The following is a 16223-nucleotide window of genomic DNA, read 5'->3' on the forward strand; positions in this document are numbered from 1 at the left end:
GCTAAATTTGCTAAATGAACTTTAATACTATATTTCTATTCTTTCTTTTAAGTTTTTCTTTTATTAGTAACGGTCAAAACGCTTCAATAAATAAAGAAGTATTACTTAATGAAACAACACTTTTAAATCATTTAGAGACACTATCCTCAGACTTATATGAAGGAAGAAGAACAGGTACTAAGGGCGGAGTTAAAGCTAGAAAATATATCGTTAACCAATTCCATTTATTAGACGTTTTACCTTTTAAAGAAAATTACGAACATTTTTTTTCGTTCAAAGCTAGTGGTAAAAGATATGAAGGCGCAAATGTTTTAGGGCTTGTTAAAGGCACAGAATCACCGCATAAGTATATTGTAATTAGTGCGCATTATGACCATGAAGGAATAAAGAAAAAGAAGATATACAATGGTGCAGATGATAATGCTTCAGGAATTAGTGCTTTATTTGCATTTGCTGAATATTTTAAAAAGAATCCACCAAAACATTCGGTTATTTTAATAGCTTTTGATGCTGAAGAATTAGGTTTAAAAGGATCAAAGCATTTTGTAGAAAGTGCCAGTATTCCTCACCATAAAATAGTTGTTAATTTAAATATGGATATGATTAGTCGTAGTGATAATGATGAATTATTTGTTGTTGGAACACGTTATAATAAAACACTTAAGTATTTGGTTTCTACTTTTAAACAATCTAATAAAATTAAACTTACAATAGGTCATGATGGAGAAGATGGAAAAGAAAACTGGACCTATTCGTCTGATCACGCAAGTTTTCATAAAAGAGAAATTCCTTTTTTATATTTTGGGGTTGCAGACCATAAAGATTATCACGAACCAACAGATGATTTTAAAAACATTCACCCAGAATTTTATAAAGATGCAGTAAAAACAATTATTTTACTTTTTGAGAAAGTAGATGCTAGTCATTTTTAAAAATAAGCTCTTAATTGAATGGTTCCAGTATGAATAGTTTTGCTGGTTTCCGTTTTTCTACCAAAGTAGTTTAAATTTAAATCTAAAAATGTAGTGAGCTTTTTTTGTGCTAATATACTCCATGTAAAGTTTTTTCCAGGTTGTAAACCTTCTAACATTTGATACGAAACAGGCGTATTTGCGTTACCATTAAAGGCATTCGAAAAATAATTAAACTCACCGTTTATAGCATTCTTGTCTTTATTTGAAAACGCAAACGAAGCACCATATTTTTGCTGCTTTAAAGATTCAAAACCACCAATAGTATTATCCTTTTGTGTGTGTTGATAAAATATATCAAAGCGGGAATTATCATTAAATAGATAAGTAATTTTAGGATTAAAAAGCACTTCATCAAAATTATAGTTTTTGCTAATAAAATTTTCGCTGACACTTTCATTTTTATCAAAAGAAGATTGAAATGATAATAGCCAACTTTCTTCAATTTTATGATTAAAATTAAATTGATGACTTTTTAAGCTATTCTCAATAAACCCGATGGATAAGGTGTTTCGAGATTTGTTTGATAAATAAGTGTACGATGTGGTATAATGCTGTTTCCCGCGGTTAAAAAATAACACATTTCTAAAATTTAACTGTAACCCTAATTGATTGTTTATATCGTTTTCAAATGGATTCAGGTTAAAACTGTTACCATCGCGCTTAATTTTTCTATCAATTAAATAACTGGATTGATTGTAAAAATGTGACCAAAATTTTCTCGATTTATTTTCACTAACAGACCATTGTGATGGGTTAATCGTTAAGGTTTGACTCAGCCTATTCTGATGTGTTTTAATATAGATACGATTGGGTAATAATACACGAATATATTTGCCTTGATCTTGAAACTGAGCAATTTCAAACTCTTCTAATTCTTGAATACCGTTTGTGTTGTAATCAATCCATGTGTAAGTGCCTTGTCCAGACTCGACTTCAACATACGTAAAATCTTGTTGAGGTAATGTGCCAGAATTAGTTTCAAAAACGGTATTCCATAATATTATTTGCTTGAAAAGCTTTTGATTAAATTGTAACCTAGAGTTTAAAGATTGTTCATCATCAATAGTATTATCTTCACTTTTTAACGTTCTATAATTTGCAAAAAGAGATAAATTTGTGTTGGTGTTTTGAATAAGTTTAGAATCTAAATAAAACGTATTGGATGTATTTACTTTTTGTAATTCGTTATTTCTAATACTGTCGTTAACTCTATTTTTATATCCAACTTCTGCAAATACTTTAGTACTATCTCCTATGCCAACAAAAACTTCGTACGATTTGAATTTTTGACTTAAAGGTGTTAATGTTTGGGTAGAAATATCTTTTTGTTCGTTACTTTCAATGGCTAATTTAGTGCCTATCCAGCTTTTTTGCATACCGTAGGTTATGCTATTGTATGACCTCAAGAAAGTTGACGTATTTATATTTGAAGTTGCATTTAAAAAACTAGAGTTAGAATTAATATTAAATTTATTAAGAAATAAATTTACGTTGGTAACATGTCTGTTTCCGTTAAAATTTTCAGAGAATTCTAAGTGTTCAAATTGATAATTTATAATGCCTTTTTTAGGATGAATGAGTTGTAAACCTGTTTTTGAAAATTGTTGATTTCCCAAAGGGTTTTCAATGTTCCAATCACGAGAAAATTCAGCATTATATAAACGCTCGATTGTTTTAAAATTATTTTGAATATAGTCCCCATCAATAAAAGCATCTAAACTCCAAAGGCTGTCTTTTTTAGTGATATTTTGAGTGATTTTAAACTTGCCTGCAAAGCCATCATTATCTTCATCATTTAACCCAGAAAATAAATTTAAATCATTTTTACTTCCAGCGGCTTCAAAATGAATAGCAGTGTTTTTAGTAGGGTTATAACTTCCGTTAATAACTGCTATTTGAAGCTTTGTAGGAGCAACAAGCTGTACAATTGGCGCATAATTTCCTAGATTAGTTCCAACATACTCATAAATATTATTGATGGCATTAATATTCCCTAAAACATAATCGCCTTGATTGGTTCCAACTTGGGTAAAGGTAACGCGGTATAATTCATCATCCGGGTTGTTAGAAAACACAAAGGCTTCAACGCCTCCAATAAGTTCCTTTTTATATAAAATTCTATTATCATTTAAAGCTTCTAAAACTTCTGATGGTGCAACCATTTGTGCTCTATCATCTCCAGCATTTGCTAATATTTGTACTTGTTCAGTCGATAGATTTTGCTGTAAAGGCTGGTTTTTTGCATCGTTTTCGGAATATACTGAAATACCAAGTTTTAATTTTTCGCTTTCAAAACGCCCACCTCCAAAAACAACTAAGCGCGAATAATTGCGCTCACTAACTTGATAGTCGACGATAATACGCATTTCAGAAGTTATTGGAAATGTAGAATTGAAAATAATTTCACCTGCATTATAATCTATAATATAGTCCTCATTTTCGCCACGTTTTGCTGTAACGCCGTTTACATAAACAGTTTCACTACCAGAAACAATAAGTACAAATAGCTCGCCGTTTTGCCCTTGTAATTTGTAAGGCCCTTGATTGCCTTCTTGTGCGTTAAATTCACTTCTAGTAAATTGCCCACGAACAAAAGCTCCAGCAGCAAATAAATTGGTTTTTGCATCTTCATTACCCAATTTTGCATTGATGCTTAATCCTTGAACACGCTTAGAAAAACTAGCAAAATAAGAATCGGTATTTAGTAAATCTATATCACCAGCACGAATGTTCCAGTTGTCGCTAAACAATTCAATAAAAACTTGATCAAATTCATCTAATCGTTGGCTATATCCACTTTCTTGTAAAGGGATGTTTGCATCTTGAATAGATGCACGTAATGATACTTTATCGTTTAGTTTTCCTGTTATTTGTAAATCTAATTCGCTGTTTAAAACCGAATTTTGATTGTTTCCAATAGTAACTCCACGAGAAATGCTACCAGATGTGGTTAAGCCATCAAAAGGAATAAAATTTGTAGATTCTGTGGCTTGCGATAATTTATATAATGTTTGAGCATTACTATTATTTTCAACAATTATATTTTCGTCTAGTTGCTTATAGGTTTTGGTTAAAAAATCTGGAAATTTTAAATAATTTATAATGATTGAATCAGCTTGAATTGGCTTTTTAAAAGTTAAAAGCGCTTTTGCAAAATCTACAGTATAGTATGTGGAATCTATTGTCGAGTTATCCTTCCTTTTAATAGAAAACGAATTTGAGTTAATGCTAACACTGTCTATTCTAATAGTATCTTTTACAGCAACTTTTTTAGTTTTGTAATTAGAAGTTTGGTCTTGGGAAAATCCGTAAAAACCAATCAAAACAATAAAAATGCATGTAATAAACTTCATCAGATACTTAAACTGCAATACGTTTAAAATATTTTGTTAATAGCTTCGTTAAAACTCCTTATATAAATAATAGTGTAAATGTAACGCATTATTTATTTTAGCTAAAATTCTTATTTGATACATGAAAATTATATCCTATAACGTAAACGGCATTCGTGCAGCTGTTAATAAAGGTTTTGTTGATTGGTTAAAAAGCGCCAACCCAGATGTTATTTGTTTGCAAGAAATAAAAGCGATGAAAGAGCAGTTAGATTTAAATTTGTTTGAAGAAGCAGGTTACAAATATAACTATTGGTTTAGTGCACAAAAAAAAGGCTATAGTGGAGTAGCTGTATTGTGTAAAACAAAACCTAATCATGTAGAATATGGCACAGGAATAGAATCAATGGACTTTGAAGGCAGAAATATAAGAGTAGATTTTGATGGTGTTTCTGTAATGAGTTTATATTTACCATCTGGTACAAACGATGCACGGTTGAATCATAAGCTGGAATATATGGATATGTTTCAAGACTATATAAATACACTTAGAAAAAAAGTACCAAACTTGGTGATTTGTGGTGATTATAATATTTGTCATGAAGAAATAGATATTCATAACCCTAAAATGAAAGGTGTATCTGGGTTTTTACCAGTAGAGCGCGAGTGGATTGGAAACTTTATTAATAGTGGATTTATAGATTCTTTCAGATATTTAAATAAAGACTCTCAGCAGTTTAGCTGGTGGAGTTATCGTGCCAATGCACGCGCTAATAATAAAGGTTGGCGATTGGATTATGCTATGGTTTCGCAACCATTACAAGAAAATATCAAAAGAGCCGTTATACTCTCTGATGCGGTACATAGTGACCATTGTCCAATTTTAGTAGAAATTGAAAATTAAAGTAGAGTCATCAAATTAATAAAAAAACAACCCAAAATCATGATTAAAAAAATTTCGTTAGCAGTATTTACCTTAGTACTAGTAGCTTCGTGTGTATCGCCAAAAGTATATAAAGAATTAGAAGGTAAATATGCCAATTTAAAACAAGAGAACAGAAAGCTTTCAAACGAAAATGAAGCCTTATTAAATGCAAAAACAGCTGCTGAAAATGAATTAAAGCAAATTCAAACGGCTTATGATGAGGCTGTTGCTGAGCGCGATAAATTACAAGCCGATTACAATGCAGCAAAATCCAATTTAGATAATTTAAAAGCGTCGTATGATGCTTTAGAGAAAAACAGTTCTGCATCTATTGCCGAAAACTCTAAGAAAAACAGAGAACTTTTAGCACAATTAGAAGCAAAGGAGCAGGCTTTAGCTGCTGAAAACGCGCGATTAGCAAAACTCAAAAAAGAGTTAGAAGACAGATCAAACCGTGTAGCAGAATTAGAAAACGTAATTGCATCAAAAGATGCTGCAATGACAGCGCTTAAAAATGCTATATCTAGAGCGTTAACAGATTTTGAAGGCAAAGGACTAACCGTTGAACAGCGCGATGGAAAAGTATACGTGTCTATGGAAAATAAGCTGTTATTTAGTTCAGGAAGTTGGGCAGTAGGAACAGAAGGACGTAGAGCTGTAAAACAGTTGGGCGGCGTATTAGGCGACAATCCAGACATTGCAGTTTTAATTGAAGGGCATACTGATAATGCACCGTATAAAGGTAGCGGAAACTTAAGTGGTAACTGGGATTTGTCTACTAAACGTGCAACAGCCATTGTAAATATTCTTAGAGAAAATGCATCTATAAATGCAGAAAATTTAACAGCTGCAGGTCGTGGTGAGTTTGCACCAATTGCAACCAACGATACTGCAGAAGGTAAAGCAAAAAACAGACGTATAGAAGTGATTTTAACACCAAAGTTAGATGAGTTGTCTAAGTTGTTAAACGATAATTAATATTTGGCGTTACCACAAGGGTCGCGCTTTCGGCAGTCGCTCTCTGAGAGGAGCTTCAACAAATGCCTCAATCGCTAACGCATTAAAAAAACCTTTCAAAGCAATATTGTTTTGAAAGGTTTTTTATCTTTATCGACTAGTCTGAAAATCTAATTAGTCTAATAATCTTATAATGAAATACACAACACTACCAAATACCGATATAAAAGTTAGTAAAATATGTTTAGGAACCATGACTTGGGGGAATCAAAACACTCAAGAGGAAGGGTTTTCTCAAATGGATTATGCATTAGATCAGGGTGTAAACTTTTTTGATACTGCCGAAATGTATGCGGTTCCAGCTAGTCCAGAAACTTATGGTAGTACAGAACGTATTATTGGAAATTGGTTTGCAAAAACAGGTAATCGCGACAAGGTAGTTTTAGCTTCAAAAATAGCTGGTAATGGCGATTACACAGCGCACATTCGCACCAATGGTTTTGCGCCTGAGGCACTTAAAGAGGCAGTGAATAATAGCTTAAAACGTTTACAGACAGATTATATTGATTTGTATCAATTACACTGGCCAGAGCGTGAAACTAATTATTTTGGAGTTAGAGATTATAAGCATAATCCAAATGATGTTTGGAATGATAATTTTAATGAAGTACTCCACACACTTGATGGTATAATTAAAGAAGGAAAAATTAGAAATATTGGCGTTTCAAACGAAAAAGCTTGGGGAACCATGCGCTATCTAGAAGAGTCTAAAGACCATAATTTACCAAGAATGGCAACCATTCAAAACCCATACTCTTTATTGTGTAGAACTTTTGAAGGCGATTTAGCCGAAGTTTCTATCCGCGAAAACGTGGGCTTATTAGCCTATTCGCCAATGGCGTTTGGTGTGCTGTCTGGAAAATATATTAAGAATACAGCAGCAGATAATGCACGTTTAAAATTATTCCCAAGATTTGGTCGTTATACCAATCCGCAAGCAACAGAGGCTACAAAAAAGTATTTAAAAATTGCTGAAGATAATAATATGACTTTAGCCCAAATGAGTTTAGCCTTTGTAACACAGCAGCCTTTTGTAACCAGTAATATTATTGGTGCTACCAATTTGGAACAGCTTAAAGAAAATATTGATAGTATTGATGTTGTTTTAAGTGATGCCGTCTTAGATCAGATTAATGAAGTGCATGATACGATTCCTAATCCAGCGCCTTAATTAATAAGTTATTTGTCATTCCTACCTTTCGTTTTCGCTCAGTATAAACTACGGCGGGAATTTTGTAAATAAATTTTATACTTTACACTACACAGTATTAGACTAATCATTTTGCAATAGGGTTATTGTATTTCTACACAAAGCTCAATTATGATTCGATACCTTCTTGCATCAAATTATTTACAAAAAGAAATTAAACACATTATGGAAGTGTTAACGTGGAAATAATCTTGTTAGTCAACATTGTTTTACTGAGTTTTACTAAACGGGATTAAATAATACACTTATTCCCTGCAATGAACCACTTATTTCTTTTGGGTTTTTTATAAGAGTTCTTAAAGTTAATTTGAGCAGACATAAAATGCTTTGTTTTTATTAATCTTTAAATTATGTGTACTCATGAGATTTAACTATAAGAAGTTTTTGAAGCTAGGTGCTTTAATTTCAATAATTTTCTTAATGCAGGTTAGTTGTCAAAATGAAAGTATTGATTATCAGCAAGATTCATCAGAAATCACTGTAAAAATTATAGATTTTAACGAGATACAATCGAATGCTATAGCTATAAATAAACTTAACAAAATTTCTTCTCAAAAAAAATCAAAAATTTCAAATACTAATAGAGATATTTTTTATAATGCCGAGTACGGATTTTCTATAAATACAGATTACGTTAAGTATATTGAGAAAGAAGATTATCATTCTTATAATTTTTCTATAATAAGAGATAATCCAAATACTGATAAACTAGAAAATCTATTGCTATCATTAAATAGTGATGATGATTATAACGCTTATATTGTAACCTATGGCTTTATAAAAGAGAAGTTTAGTAATGAAGTGTTTAATAATTTAGATGCCGAATTATTAAGTAGTAGAACAACACAATATCAATTAATTGATTTTGATACGTCGTTTTTAAATAAAGGGTCAAAATCACAAACATCAGGTGCAAAAGGTGGTTGTGTTGAAGAGTGGGTTGTGGTAGAGATAGACCCAGGTGATGAAGGCGAGCTAGTAGGTGCAGGTAATGAGGAAGATCCAGAGTTTATGTGGGTTTTAAAGTCTACAACTTGTTCTTTAGGAGGCAGTGCTTCATCAGGGGGTGGCAATGGTGGAGGAAGTTCTGGACCAGGTGGTGGCTCAAGTGGAAGTAATGAAGCCTCAAATGGTCCAGGAAAAAATGGAAATATATCATCTCCAATTAATCAAGATGGTAGCGGCGTAGTAGATGATTGTAATACGTCTAAAGAAGATTTAAAAAAAATATTTCCTAAAATTACGGATGCAGATGCTAAGTTGCTTGCATCAGTAATTAATGATAAAGGTAAAGACTTTGGCATAGATAGTGATGAAGATTTATGGCACTTTTTAAGTCAAGCAGGTCACGAAACAGGTGGTTTTAAAACATTGAGTGTAACCGAAAGCACATACTGGAAAACTGCAAGTAAATTAGCTAAAACTTACAAAAAATTTACTATGGATTCTACATTAGCTGTAACAAACGACGACAAATATTATGCCCCTGATTATTTAAAAAACTCTTCTGGAGTTGCTAATACAGCAATGTGCTGCCAGTATGGTAATGGTAACGTAGCAAGTGGAGATGGCTATAAGTATAGAGGACGAGGATTATTCCAACTTACATGGAAAGATAATTATACAGCGTTTAAAACATGGTATAACAATAAATATGATCCAGATATTGATCCAGTAGTTACTCCAAGTATAATAGCTTCAAATGATACTTTAGCAATTTTAAGTGGCTTATGGTATTATAAAACAAGAGTTGTTGATAAAATAACTATTGATTCAACTACAACTGTAAAAGCAGTCACAAAACCAATAAACAAAGCTAGAAAAGGACTTGCTGATAGAAAGGCAAAATTTCAAAAAGCAAAAGATTCAATTAATTGTCTATAAAAATTTAAATCATGAAAAGAATAATAAGATTATCAACAGTAACAGTATTAATTTCAATAATTTCATTTAGTTGTAAAGCCCAACAACTAATAGGTACTCAACAACAAATAAACACATATTCTATTCAAATAATAGGAACATGGTTAGATGAAGAAGACAACAATTATAAATTAGTCTTTTTAACAAATGGCACGTGCAAAGAATATGAAAATAGTGAGTTAATAACTACTTACAACTATTCTATTGTTAGCAGTAATTGTGATGATTACTCTGCCTCCAATTCTATTTATCTAAGATGGTTAGATGATGAAGATTCACAAATCTCTTGTTTAGAAATATTAAATATTACTGATGATTCATTATCATTAATGATTATTGATAAAGCTGAAAGATTATTTTTTAATAAGCAGTAGTGAAAAAATTTAATTTAATATTAGTATCTCTGTTTTTAGTGATGATTTTTAGTTGTAAAGCACAACAAATACTGCAACCAAATTTAGCTGTCAAAATACTTGGTACTTGGATATCTAATGATGAACCTGAATATAAGATAGAGTTTACAAATAATGGTTTACAAAGGGAATACATTAATAACAAACTTCAACAAGAGGTATATAGTTATAAATTAATATCAACTTGTGGAAATAATACACGGAATAATAATGAATTGTTTTTAAAAATATTTACAAATGAAAATGATGCTACGTGTGATTTACTTAATGGCATTCATACAGATAGTAATGGTGTAAAAACTTTGTCTATTACTACTGAAAGAGGAAAGCTTTATTTGTTTACAAAACAATAATTGAATATGCTAAAAAATGATGTCGCAAGTACTAAACTCGCGTTAGGGATTGAACGGTATGTTTGAGCTCGCCGACAATAGGAGGAAGCGAGTAGTGAAAGCCCGACCCTTTTTGGTAACGCCCAAATAAAGGTTAGATATTAATTCAACAGATTGTCACGTCGTTCCACTCCTCACAATGACATATAAAACAAAAACGCCTTACTAAATAAATAGTAAGGCGTTTTTTTAATTATTTAATTTGATTACCATCTTTATCGAAAAAATGATATTCTAAGTATGTGTAAGCATCTCTTGGTAAAACTTTAACCCATTTTTTGTGCTCCAAAAACCATTTTGAACGCACTGATGGAAAACCTTTTGTTAAGAAGGCCGCTATAAAAGGATGTGTGTTTAAAGTCAACTTTTTATAGTCTTTTTTTAATAGTCTTTCAAGATCGTGATTTATTTTTTGCACCAATCCTATAGGCGCTTCAACTTCTTGACCATTAACCCCGTTTGGATTTTCCTCACGAGTTTTAATGTTCATTTCTGGTCGTACACGTTGTCTTGTTATTTGTATCAATCCAAATTTACTTGGAGGCAATATTTTGTGTTTTGCTCTATCATCCTTCATTTCATCACGAAGGTGATTAAAAAGCTTTTGCCTATTTTCTGCGTTAGTTAAGTCAATAAAATCTACTACTATAATGCCGCCCATATCACGTAATCGTAATTGACGAGCCATTTCGGTAGCTGCGATTAAATTTACTTCTAATGCTGTATCCTCTTGACTGTTTGCTTTGTTAGATCTGTTACCGCTGTTTACGTCTATAACATGCAATGCTTCGGTATGTTCAATTACCAAATACGCACCTTTTGCCATAGAAACGGTTTTACCAAAGGAGGTTTTAATTTGTCTTTCAATTCCAAATTTTTCAAAAATCGGAACTTTAGACTGATACAATTTAACTATTGATTCTTTTTTTGGTGCAATTTCTTGCACGTAATCTTTAATTTGATAATAAAGCTCTTCATCATCAACAGTAATTCCTGTAAAGGTGTCGTTGAATATATCTCGTAAAATAGACGAGGCTTTATTCATTTCTCCTAATACTTTACTTGGGTGATGGGCTTTATGTAGCTTTTTACACATTGCTGTCCAACGACTAAGCAAATTTTGTAAATCTTTATCTAGTTCAGCTACTTTTTTGCCTTGTGCTACAGTACGAACAATTATACCAAAACCTTGCGGTGTGATACTTTTTACCAATCGTTTTAATCTGTCTTTTTCTGCTTTGTCTTCTATTTTTTGTGAAATAGAAATACGACTAGAAAAAGGAACTAAAACAATATATCTACCAGCAATAGAAAGCTCTGAGCTTATTCTAGGACCTTTAGTTGATATAGGTTCTTTTGCTATTTGTACTAATAGCGATTGATTAGATTTTAAGACGTCGGCAATTTTGCCGTCTTTCTCAATATCTTTCTCGAATGGGAAATTTTTTAAAGAAAAATCTTTTAGTTTACCTGTGCTTACACGTTTTGTGAATTTTAAAAGTGAAGGTAGTTTTGGACCTAAATCGTGATAATGCAAAAATGCATCTTTCTCGTAACCTACATTAACAAATGCAGCATTTAGTCCAGGAACAGCTTTTCGTATTTTGGCTATAAACACATCACCAACCGAAAAGTCGTTACTATCTTCGTCTTTCTGTAATTCAATAAGTTTTCCATCTTTTAATAAGGCAAAATCAACGTTTTCGGAACTAGATCGAATGATCAATTCTTTATCCATTTAGTTAATTTTAATCCATCACTTTAAATAAGCGACAGATGGATTATACATTATTTTTTTCACAGGATTTTTAAATCTGTGGAGTTCATAAAACACCTATAGGCGTTAAAAAAATTAATGAACTCATTTCAAAGAACTTGTTGTTTTTAAAACCGAAAAAAGTAGCTAATCTAACTACTTTTTTGGTTTATTTTTTCTTTTTGTGACGGTTAGCGCGTCTACGTTTTTTACGTTTGTGCGTCGCTACCTTATGTCTTTTGCGTTTTTTACCACTTGGCATAAATAGTGTCTTTTTAAATTAATAATTCGTTTAACGCTCTTTTTTATTTAACGTCTACATTAGTTTTAACGCCTTCTACAAAAACTTTTGCAGGCTTAAATGCAGGAATATTATGAGCAGGTATTTTAATAGTTGTATTTTTTGAAATATTTCTTCCAGTTTTTTCAGCTCTTGTTTTAATAATAAAGCTTCCAAAACCTCTTAAGTACACATTATCACCACTTTCTAATGATGTTTTTACTTCTTCCATAAATGTTTCAACAGTTGCTTGAACATCACCTTTTTCAATTCCTAATTTCTCAGAAATTTTTGCTACTAAATCAGCCTTCGTCATTTTTAATATTTTATTTTTAGTTACTATTATAGATTATAAAAGGGATGCAAATATAGGAATTAAATATTCAATATTTCAAACCTAATTCATTAAAATTTAAGATTATAAACGTTTATTTTTGTTTGCTCTATTTAACTAATTAATGATATTTACAAAAATAGTAACTCGCTGGTATTCAAATAATAAGAGAATTTTGCCTTGGAGGCAAACTAAAGACCCTTATTATATATGGTTGTCTGAAATTATTTTACAACAAACGCAAGTGAAGCAAGGGTTACCTTATTACGAAGCATTTGTTAGTAAATACCCATCTGTTTTTGATTTAGCCAATGCCAAAGAAAACGATGTGTTAAAATTATGGCAAGGGCTTGGTTACTATTCTCGGGCTAGAAATTTACATACAACCGCAAAACATATTGTTAGTGATTTAAATGGAGTTTTTCCAAATAACTATAAAGACTTATTAAAATTAAAAGGAGTTGGTGATTATACTGCTAGTGCCATTGCGTCTATTTGTTTTAACGAAAATACGGCTGTGGTTGATGGCAATGTTTATCGAGTGCTGTCTAGATATTTTGAAATTGATACACCTATAAATTCTTCGAAGGGAGCAAAGGAGTTTAAAGATTTGGCTCAAAAGCTAATTGATAAAAAAAAACCAGCAGAATTTAATCAAGCTATTATGGAATTTGGAGCTGTACAATGCAGACCAAAAAATCCAGATTGCAATATTTGTCCCTTAAATAGTGGATGCATGGCTTTTAATAAAAACAGAATACATGAATTACCATTTAAAATTAAATCCGCAAAAGCGAAAAAAAGGCATTTTAATTTCTTGGTATTTATTTCAAAAGACCAGAAAACAATATTAGAGAAGCGAGAAGGTAAGGGCATTTGGCAAAATTTATATCAATTTCCTTTGATTGAAACTACTAGAGAGCAAAGCAATGGCTCATTTAAAAATTATATAAAATCACACCATTTATTAAAAAATAGATCTTTTGAATTGGTGTTATATAATAAGGACGTAATTATTCACAAATTATCGCACCAGCATTTATATACTAAATTTTGGATAATAAATATAGACACTCTGAATGTTAACGGAATTTTAGTTGATGAAATTCGCGATTTTCCAGTGCCTATTATAATTAGCAATTTTATTGATGCGTTTAATTTTTGATACTTCATTATAAACAATCATATTTTTTTATTAATTTTAAGTTTATCAAATGCAAAAGAGTAATTTTGCATTAATTAAATAAAAAAATTATGTCTGGAACGTTAAATAAAGTAATGCTTATAGGGCATTTAGGAGATGAAGTTAAAATGCATTACTTTGAAGGAGGTGGATGTATTGGACGTTTTCCGTTGGCTACAAACGAAACTTATACAAGCAAACAAACTAACGAGCGTATTACAAATACCGAATGGCATAATATAGTGGTACGTAATAAAGGTGCCGAAATTTGCGAAAAATATTTAAGCAAAGGAGATAAAGTTTATATTGAAGGTAGATTGAAAACCAGAAAATGGCAAGATGATAAAGGTGCAGATAGGTATTCAACTGAGGTTCACTGTACCGATTTTACGTTTTTATCAACTAAAAAAGAAAGCGAAAATAATGCAGCTAGTAGTGCTATAGCTCAAACACCTGTAGCTAAACAGTCTGAAGAAACTCAACCTGTTGACGAAGAAAATGATGATCTCCCATTTTAATATAAAAAGCGGCTCTCGATTTATATGTCGAAGCCTATGTTTAACTAATACTTTGGTAATTGGATCCTGATCCCGCGAGTTTTATAACATTACTTACTGCAATTGATTTTTCAGTTGTTAGCGGTTTTGCTTTATTGTTTTTGCTTTTAATTTGTTCTGCACTAATCTCTGGTGCCGAAGTAGCATTATTTTCACTTACAAGAACTGATATTGAAGAAGGCTTAGAAGTAAAATCTAAACGTATTCAAATCATTGCTAAACTTTTAGAACACCCAAAAAAGTTATTGGCTACCATATTAGTGTCTAACAACTTTATTAACATAGCCATTGTTATTTTATTTGCTTATTTGGGCAGCAATATGTTTGAGTCTATTACTTCTCCAATATTAAAATTTACTATAGAAGTAATAATAGTAACCTTTCTTATACTATTATTTGGCGAAATATTACCTAAAATTTATGCCAGTAGAAATAAGTTGAAATTCGCCTCTTTTATGGCGTATCCATTACGTGTTTTAGACGTGTTATTAACTCCAATTAGCATGCCTATGCGAGGTGTTACTTTAGCAATTCATAAAAAACTAGGGAAACAAAAATCTAACTTAAGTGTAGACCAATTATCTCAAGCTTTAGAACTTACAAGCGAAGACGATACCACCACAGAAGAACAAAAAATATTGCAAGGTATTGTATCCTTTGGAAACACAGATACAAAACAAGTTATGCGCCCACGAATAGATATTTTTGCACTTAATATAGAGCAAAAGTATGCTGAAATTATGCCTGAAATAATTGCTAATGGATATTCAAGAATTCCAGTTTTTAAAGATAATATTGATACTATTGAAGGGATTCTGTATGTAAAGGATTTATTGCCTTATATAGATAGAAAACAATTTGATTGGTCTACATTATTGCGCGAACCATTCTTTGTGCCAGAGAATAAAAAGTTAGACGATTTAATGGCGGAGTTTCAAGAGAAAAAAGTGCATTTAGCTGTTGTTGTAGATGAATATGGAGGAACTTCTGGGTTGATTTCTCTAGAAGATATAATTGAAGAAATTGTTGGAGATATTAGTGATGAGTTTGATGATGAAGATTTGATGTACTCAAAACTTGATGAGAATAACTATGTGTTTGAGGGTAAAACAGCGTTAAAAGATTTTTATAAGGTTGTTAAGGTTGAAGACGACTCTGTTTTTGAAGATAACAAAGGAGAAGCTGAAACCATTGCAGGGTTTGTTTTGGAAATATCAAAGAGCTTTCCTAAACTAAATAGTAAAATAAATTTTGAAAATTACGTTTTTACTATTGAAGCCTTAGATAAAAAACGTATTAAACGCATTAAATTAACTAGAACTTAATGAATAAGAATTTTTATGCATTAGTATTAATATTGGTTTGCCTGTCCTGTGGTGAAAGTTATGTGCCAAAGCCAAAAGCTTTTTTAAGACTAGATTACCCAAAGGCTAAGTATATAGAATCAAACTTAAATATTCCTTTTACATTTGAAACTAATATTTTAGCTTCAAATGTAGAGATGAAAGCTATTAATGCATCTGCTAAAAGTTATGGTATTAATTTAGAATACCCATCGTTAAAGGGCACTATTTTTTTAACCTATAAAGCCGTTGAGGGTAACAAAAAAGACCTAATCGATTTGTTGCGCGATGCACAAAATTTCACTCAGAAACATAATATAAAAGCCGACGGAATTTTAGAAACAGTTTATGAAAATCCTAGTAAAAAAACTTACGGAATGTTTTATGAAGTTGAAGGTAATGCGGCTTCGCAATCTCAATTTTATATAACAGACAGCATTAATCATTTTTTAACAGGGTCGTTATATTTCTACGCAAAACCTAATTACGACTCTATACTTCCTGCAGCGAATTATTTGCAAAAAGACATTAAACATATTATGGAAACTGTGGCTTGGAAATAAAAAAACCTCTCAATTTTGAGA

Annotated in this window: 14 protein-coding genes; 11 read left to right on the forward strand and 3 right to left on the reverse strand. The window is 31.4% G+C overall.

The genetic code is table 11. The features are described 5' to 3' along the window. The first annotated feature begins 14 nt into the window (after nt 1-14). Nucleotides 15-932, forward strand: coding sequence for a M28 family peptidase (locus M3P09_RS02125; RefSeq protein ID WP_099564856.1), 918 nt, complete (start codon nt 15-17; stop codon nt 930-932). Here the strand turns inward: M3P09_RS02125 and M3P09_RS02130 are convergent. Next, entirely contained in the window at nt 929-4327 is a 3399-nt protein-coding gene (locus M3P09_RS02130) for a hypothetical protein (protein WP_249971843.1), read from the reverse strand. The genes M3P09_RS02125 and M3P09_RS02130 overlap by 4 nt on opposite strands. Nucleotides 4328-4448: 121 nt before the next feature. Between M3P09_RS02130 and M3P09_RS02135 the strand changes: the two genes are divergently transcribed. The 6 genes from M3P09_RS02135 to M3P09_RS02160 all read left to right on the forward strand — a co-directional run bounded on the left by M3P09_RS02135 (nt 4449) and on the right by M3P09_RS02160 (nt 10147). Beyond that, the gene (locus M3P09_RS02135; protein WP_099564854.1) at nt 4449-5210 is read left to right on the forward strand and encodes an exodeoxyribonuclease III; all 762 of its coding nucleotides are present in this window, start codon (nt 4449-4451) and stop codon (nt 5208-5210) included. Nucleotides 5211-5249: 39 nt separating this feature from the next. Then, nucleotides 5250-6209, forward strand: coding sequence for an OmpA family protein (locus M3P09_RS02140; protein ID WP_099564853.1), 960 nt, complete (start codon nt 5250-5252; stop codon nt 6207-6209). A gap of 172 nt (nt 6210-6381) precedes the next feature. After that, nucleotides 6382-7419, forward strand: coding sequence for an aldo/keto reductase (locus M3P09_RS02145; RefSeq protein ID WP_249971844.1), 1038 nt, complete (start codon nt 6382-6384; stop codon nt 7417-7419). A 399-nt stretch (nt 7420-7818) separates the two neighbouring features. Beyond that, a complete protein-coding gene (locus M3P09_RS02150) occupies nt 7819-9342 on the forward strand; it encodes a glycoside hydrolase family 19 protein (protein ID WP_249971845.1) in 1524 nt (507 codons plus the stop codon). Between the two features lie 11 nt (nt 9343-9353). Beyond that, nucleotides 9354-9755 carry a hypothetical protein gene (locus tag M3P09_RS02155; RefSeq protein ID WP_249971846.1) on the forward strand — a complete coding sequence of 134 codons (402 nt, stop codon included), beginning with the start codon at nt 9354-9356 and terminating at the stop codon, nt 9753-9755. Further along, nucleotides 9755-10147, forward strand: a complete 393-nt coding sequence (locus M3P09_RS02160) for a hypothetical protein (protein ID WP_249971847.1) — start codon at nt 9755-9757, stop codon at nt 10145-10147. The genes M3P09_RS02155 and M3P09_RS02160 overlap by 1 nt, the downstream gene beginning before the upstream one ends. Before the next feature lie 232 nt (nt 10148-10379). On the opposite strand, the gene M3P09_RS02165 is transcribed toward M3P09_RS02160, so the two are convergent. After that, entirely contained in the window at nt 10380-11924 is a 1545-nt protein-coding gene (locus tag M3P09_RS02165; RefSeq protein WP_099564848.1) for an Rne/Rng family ribonuclease, read from the reverse strand. 323 nt (nt 11925-12247) lie between these two features. After that, the gene (locus tag M3P09_RS02170) at nt 12248-12538 is read right to left on the reverse strand and encodes an HU family DNA-binding protein (RefSeq protein ID WP_019386001.1); all 291 of its coding nucleotides are present in this window, start codon (nt 12536-12538) and stop codon (nt 12248-12250) included. Between the two features lie 142 nt (nt 12539-12680). Between M3P09_RS02170 and mutY the strand changes: the two genes are divergently transcribed. The 4 genes from mutY to gldD all read left to right on the forward strand — a co-directional run bounded on the left by mutY (nt 12681) and on the right by gldD (nt 16202). Further along, a complete protein-coding gene (mutY, locus tag M3P09_RS02175) occupies nt 12681-13721 on the forward strand; it encodes an A/G-specific adenine glycosylase (RefSeq protein WP_249971848.1) in 1041 nt (346 codons plus the stop codon). Nucleotides 13722-13810: 89 nt separating this feature from the next. Then, nucleotides 13811-14257, forward strand: a complete 447-nt coding sequence (locus M3P09_RS02180) for a single-stranded DNA-binding protein (RefSeq protein ID WP_249971849.1) — start codon at nt 13811-13813, stop codon at nt 14255-14257. A gap of 59 nt (nt 14258-14316) precedes the next feature. Continuing rightward, entirely contained in the window at nt 14317-15621 is a 1305-nt protein-coding gene (locus M3P09_RS02185) for a gliding motility-associated protein GldE (protein WP_249971850.1), read from the forward strand. Next, complete coding sequence (gene gldD / locus M3P09_RS02190) at nt 15621-16202, forward strand: gliding motility lipoprotein GldD (protein WP_249971851.1); 582 nt, start codon at nt 15621-15623, stop codon at nt 16200-16202. Before M3P09_RS02185 ends, gldD begins: the two co-directional genes overlap by 1 nt. The last annotated feature ends 21 nt before the right edge of the window (nt 16203-16223 follow it).

The organism is Jejuia spongiicola (genome assembly GCF_023502325.1).
In the GTDB taxonomy this organism is placed as follows: domain Bacteria; phylum Bacteroidota; class Bacteroidia; order Flavobacteriales; family Flavobacteriaceae; genus Wocania_A; species Wocania_A spongiicola.

What these genes read in the sequence shown, in the direction of transcription:
- M3P09_RS02140 (WP_099564853.1), top strand. Translation starts at nt 5,250, where the DNA reads ATGATTAAAAAAATTTCGTTAGCAGTATTTACCTTAGTACTAGTAGCT.
- gldD (WP_249971851.1), top strand. Translation starts at nt 15,621, where the DNA reads ATGAATAAGAATTTTTATGCATTAGTATTAATATTGGTTTGCCTGTCC.
- M3P09_RS02125 (WP_099564856.1), top strand. Translation starts at nt 15, where the DNA reads ATGAACTTTAATACTATATTTCTATTCTTTCTTTTAAGTTTTTCTTTT.
- mutY (WP_249971848.1), top strand. Translation starts at nt 12,681, where the DNA reads ATGATATTTACAAAAATAGTAACTCGCTGGTATTCAAATAATAAGAGA.
- M3P09_RS02145 (WP_249971844.1), top strand. Translation starts at nt 6,382, where the DNA reads ATGAAATACACAACACTACCAAATACCGATATAAAAGTTAGTAAAATA.
- M3P09_RS02170 (WP_019386001.1), bottom strand. Translation starts at nt 12,538, where the DNA reads ATGACGAAGGCTGATTTAGTAGCAAAAATTTCTGAGAAATTAGGAATT.
- M3P09_RS02130 (WP_249971843.1), bottom strand. Translation starts at nt 4,327, where the DNA reads ATGAAGTTTATTACATGCATTTTTATTGTTTTGATTGGTTTTTACGGA.
- M3P09_RS02155 (WP_249971846.1), top strand. Translation starts at nt 9,354, where the DNA reads ATGAAAAGAATAATAAGATTATCAACAGTAACAGTATTAATTTCAATA.
- M3P09_RS02150 (WP_249971845.1), top strand. Translation starts at nt 7,819, where the DNA reads ATGAGATTTAACTATAAGAAGTTTTTGAAGCTAGGTGCTTTAATTTCA.
- M3P09_RS02135 (WP_099564854.1), top strand. Translation starts at nt 4,449, where the DNA reads ATGAAAATTATATCCTATAACGTAAACGGCATTCGTGCAGCTGTTAAT.
- M3P09_RS02165 (WP_099564848.1), bottom strand. Translation starts at nt 11,924, where the DNA reads ATGGATAAAGAATTGATCATTCGATCTAGTTCCGAAAACGTTGATTTT.
- M3P09_RS02180 (WP_249971849.1), top strand. Translation starts at nt 13,811, where the DNA reads ATGTCTGGAACGTTAAATAAAGTAATGCTTATAGGGCATTTAGGAGAT.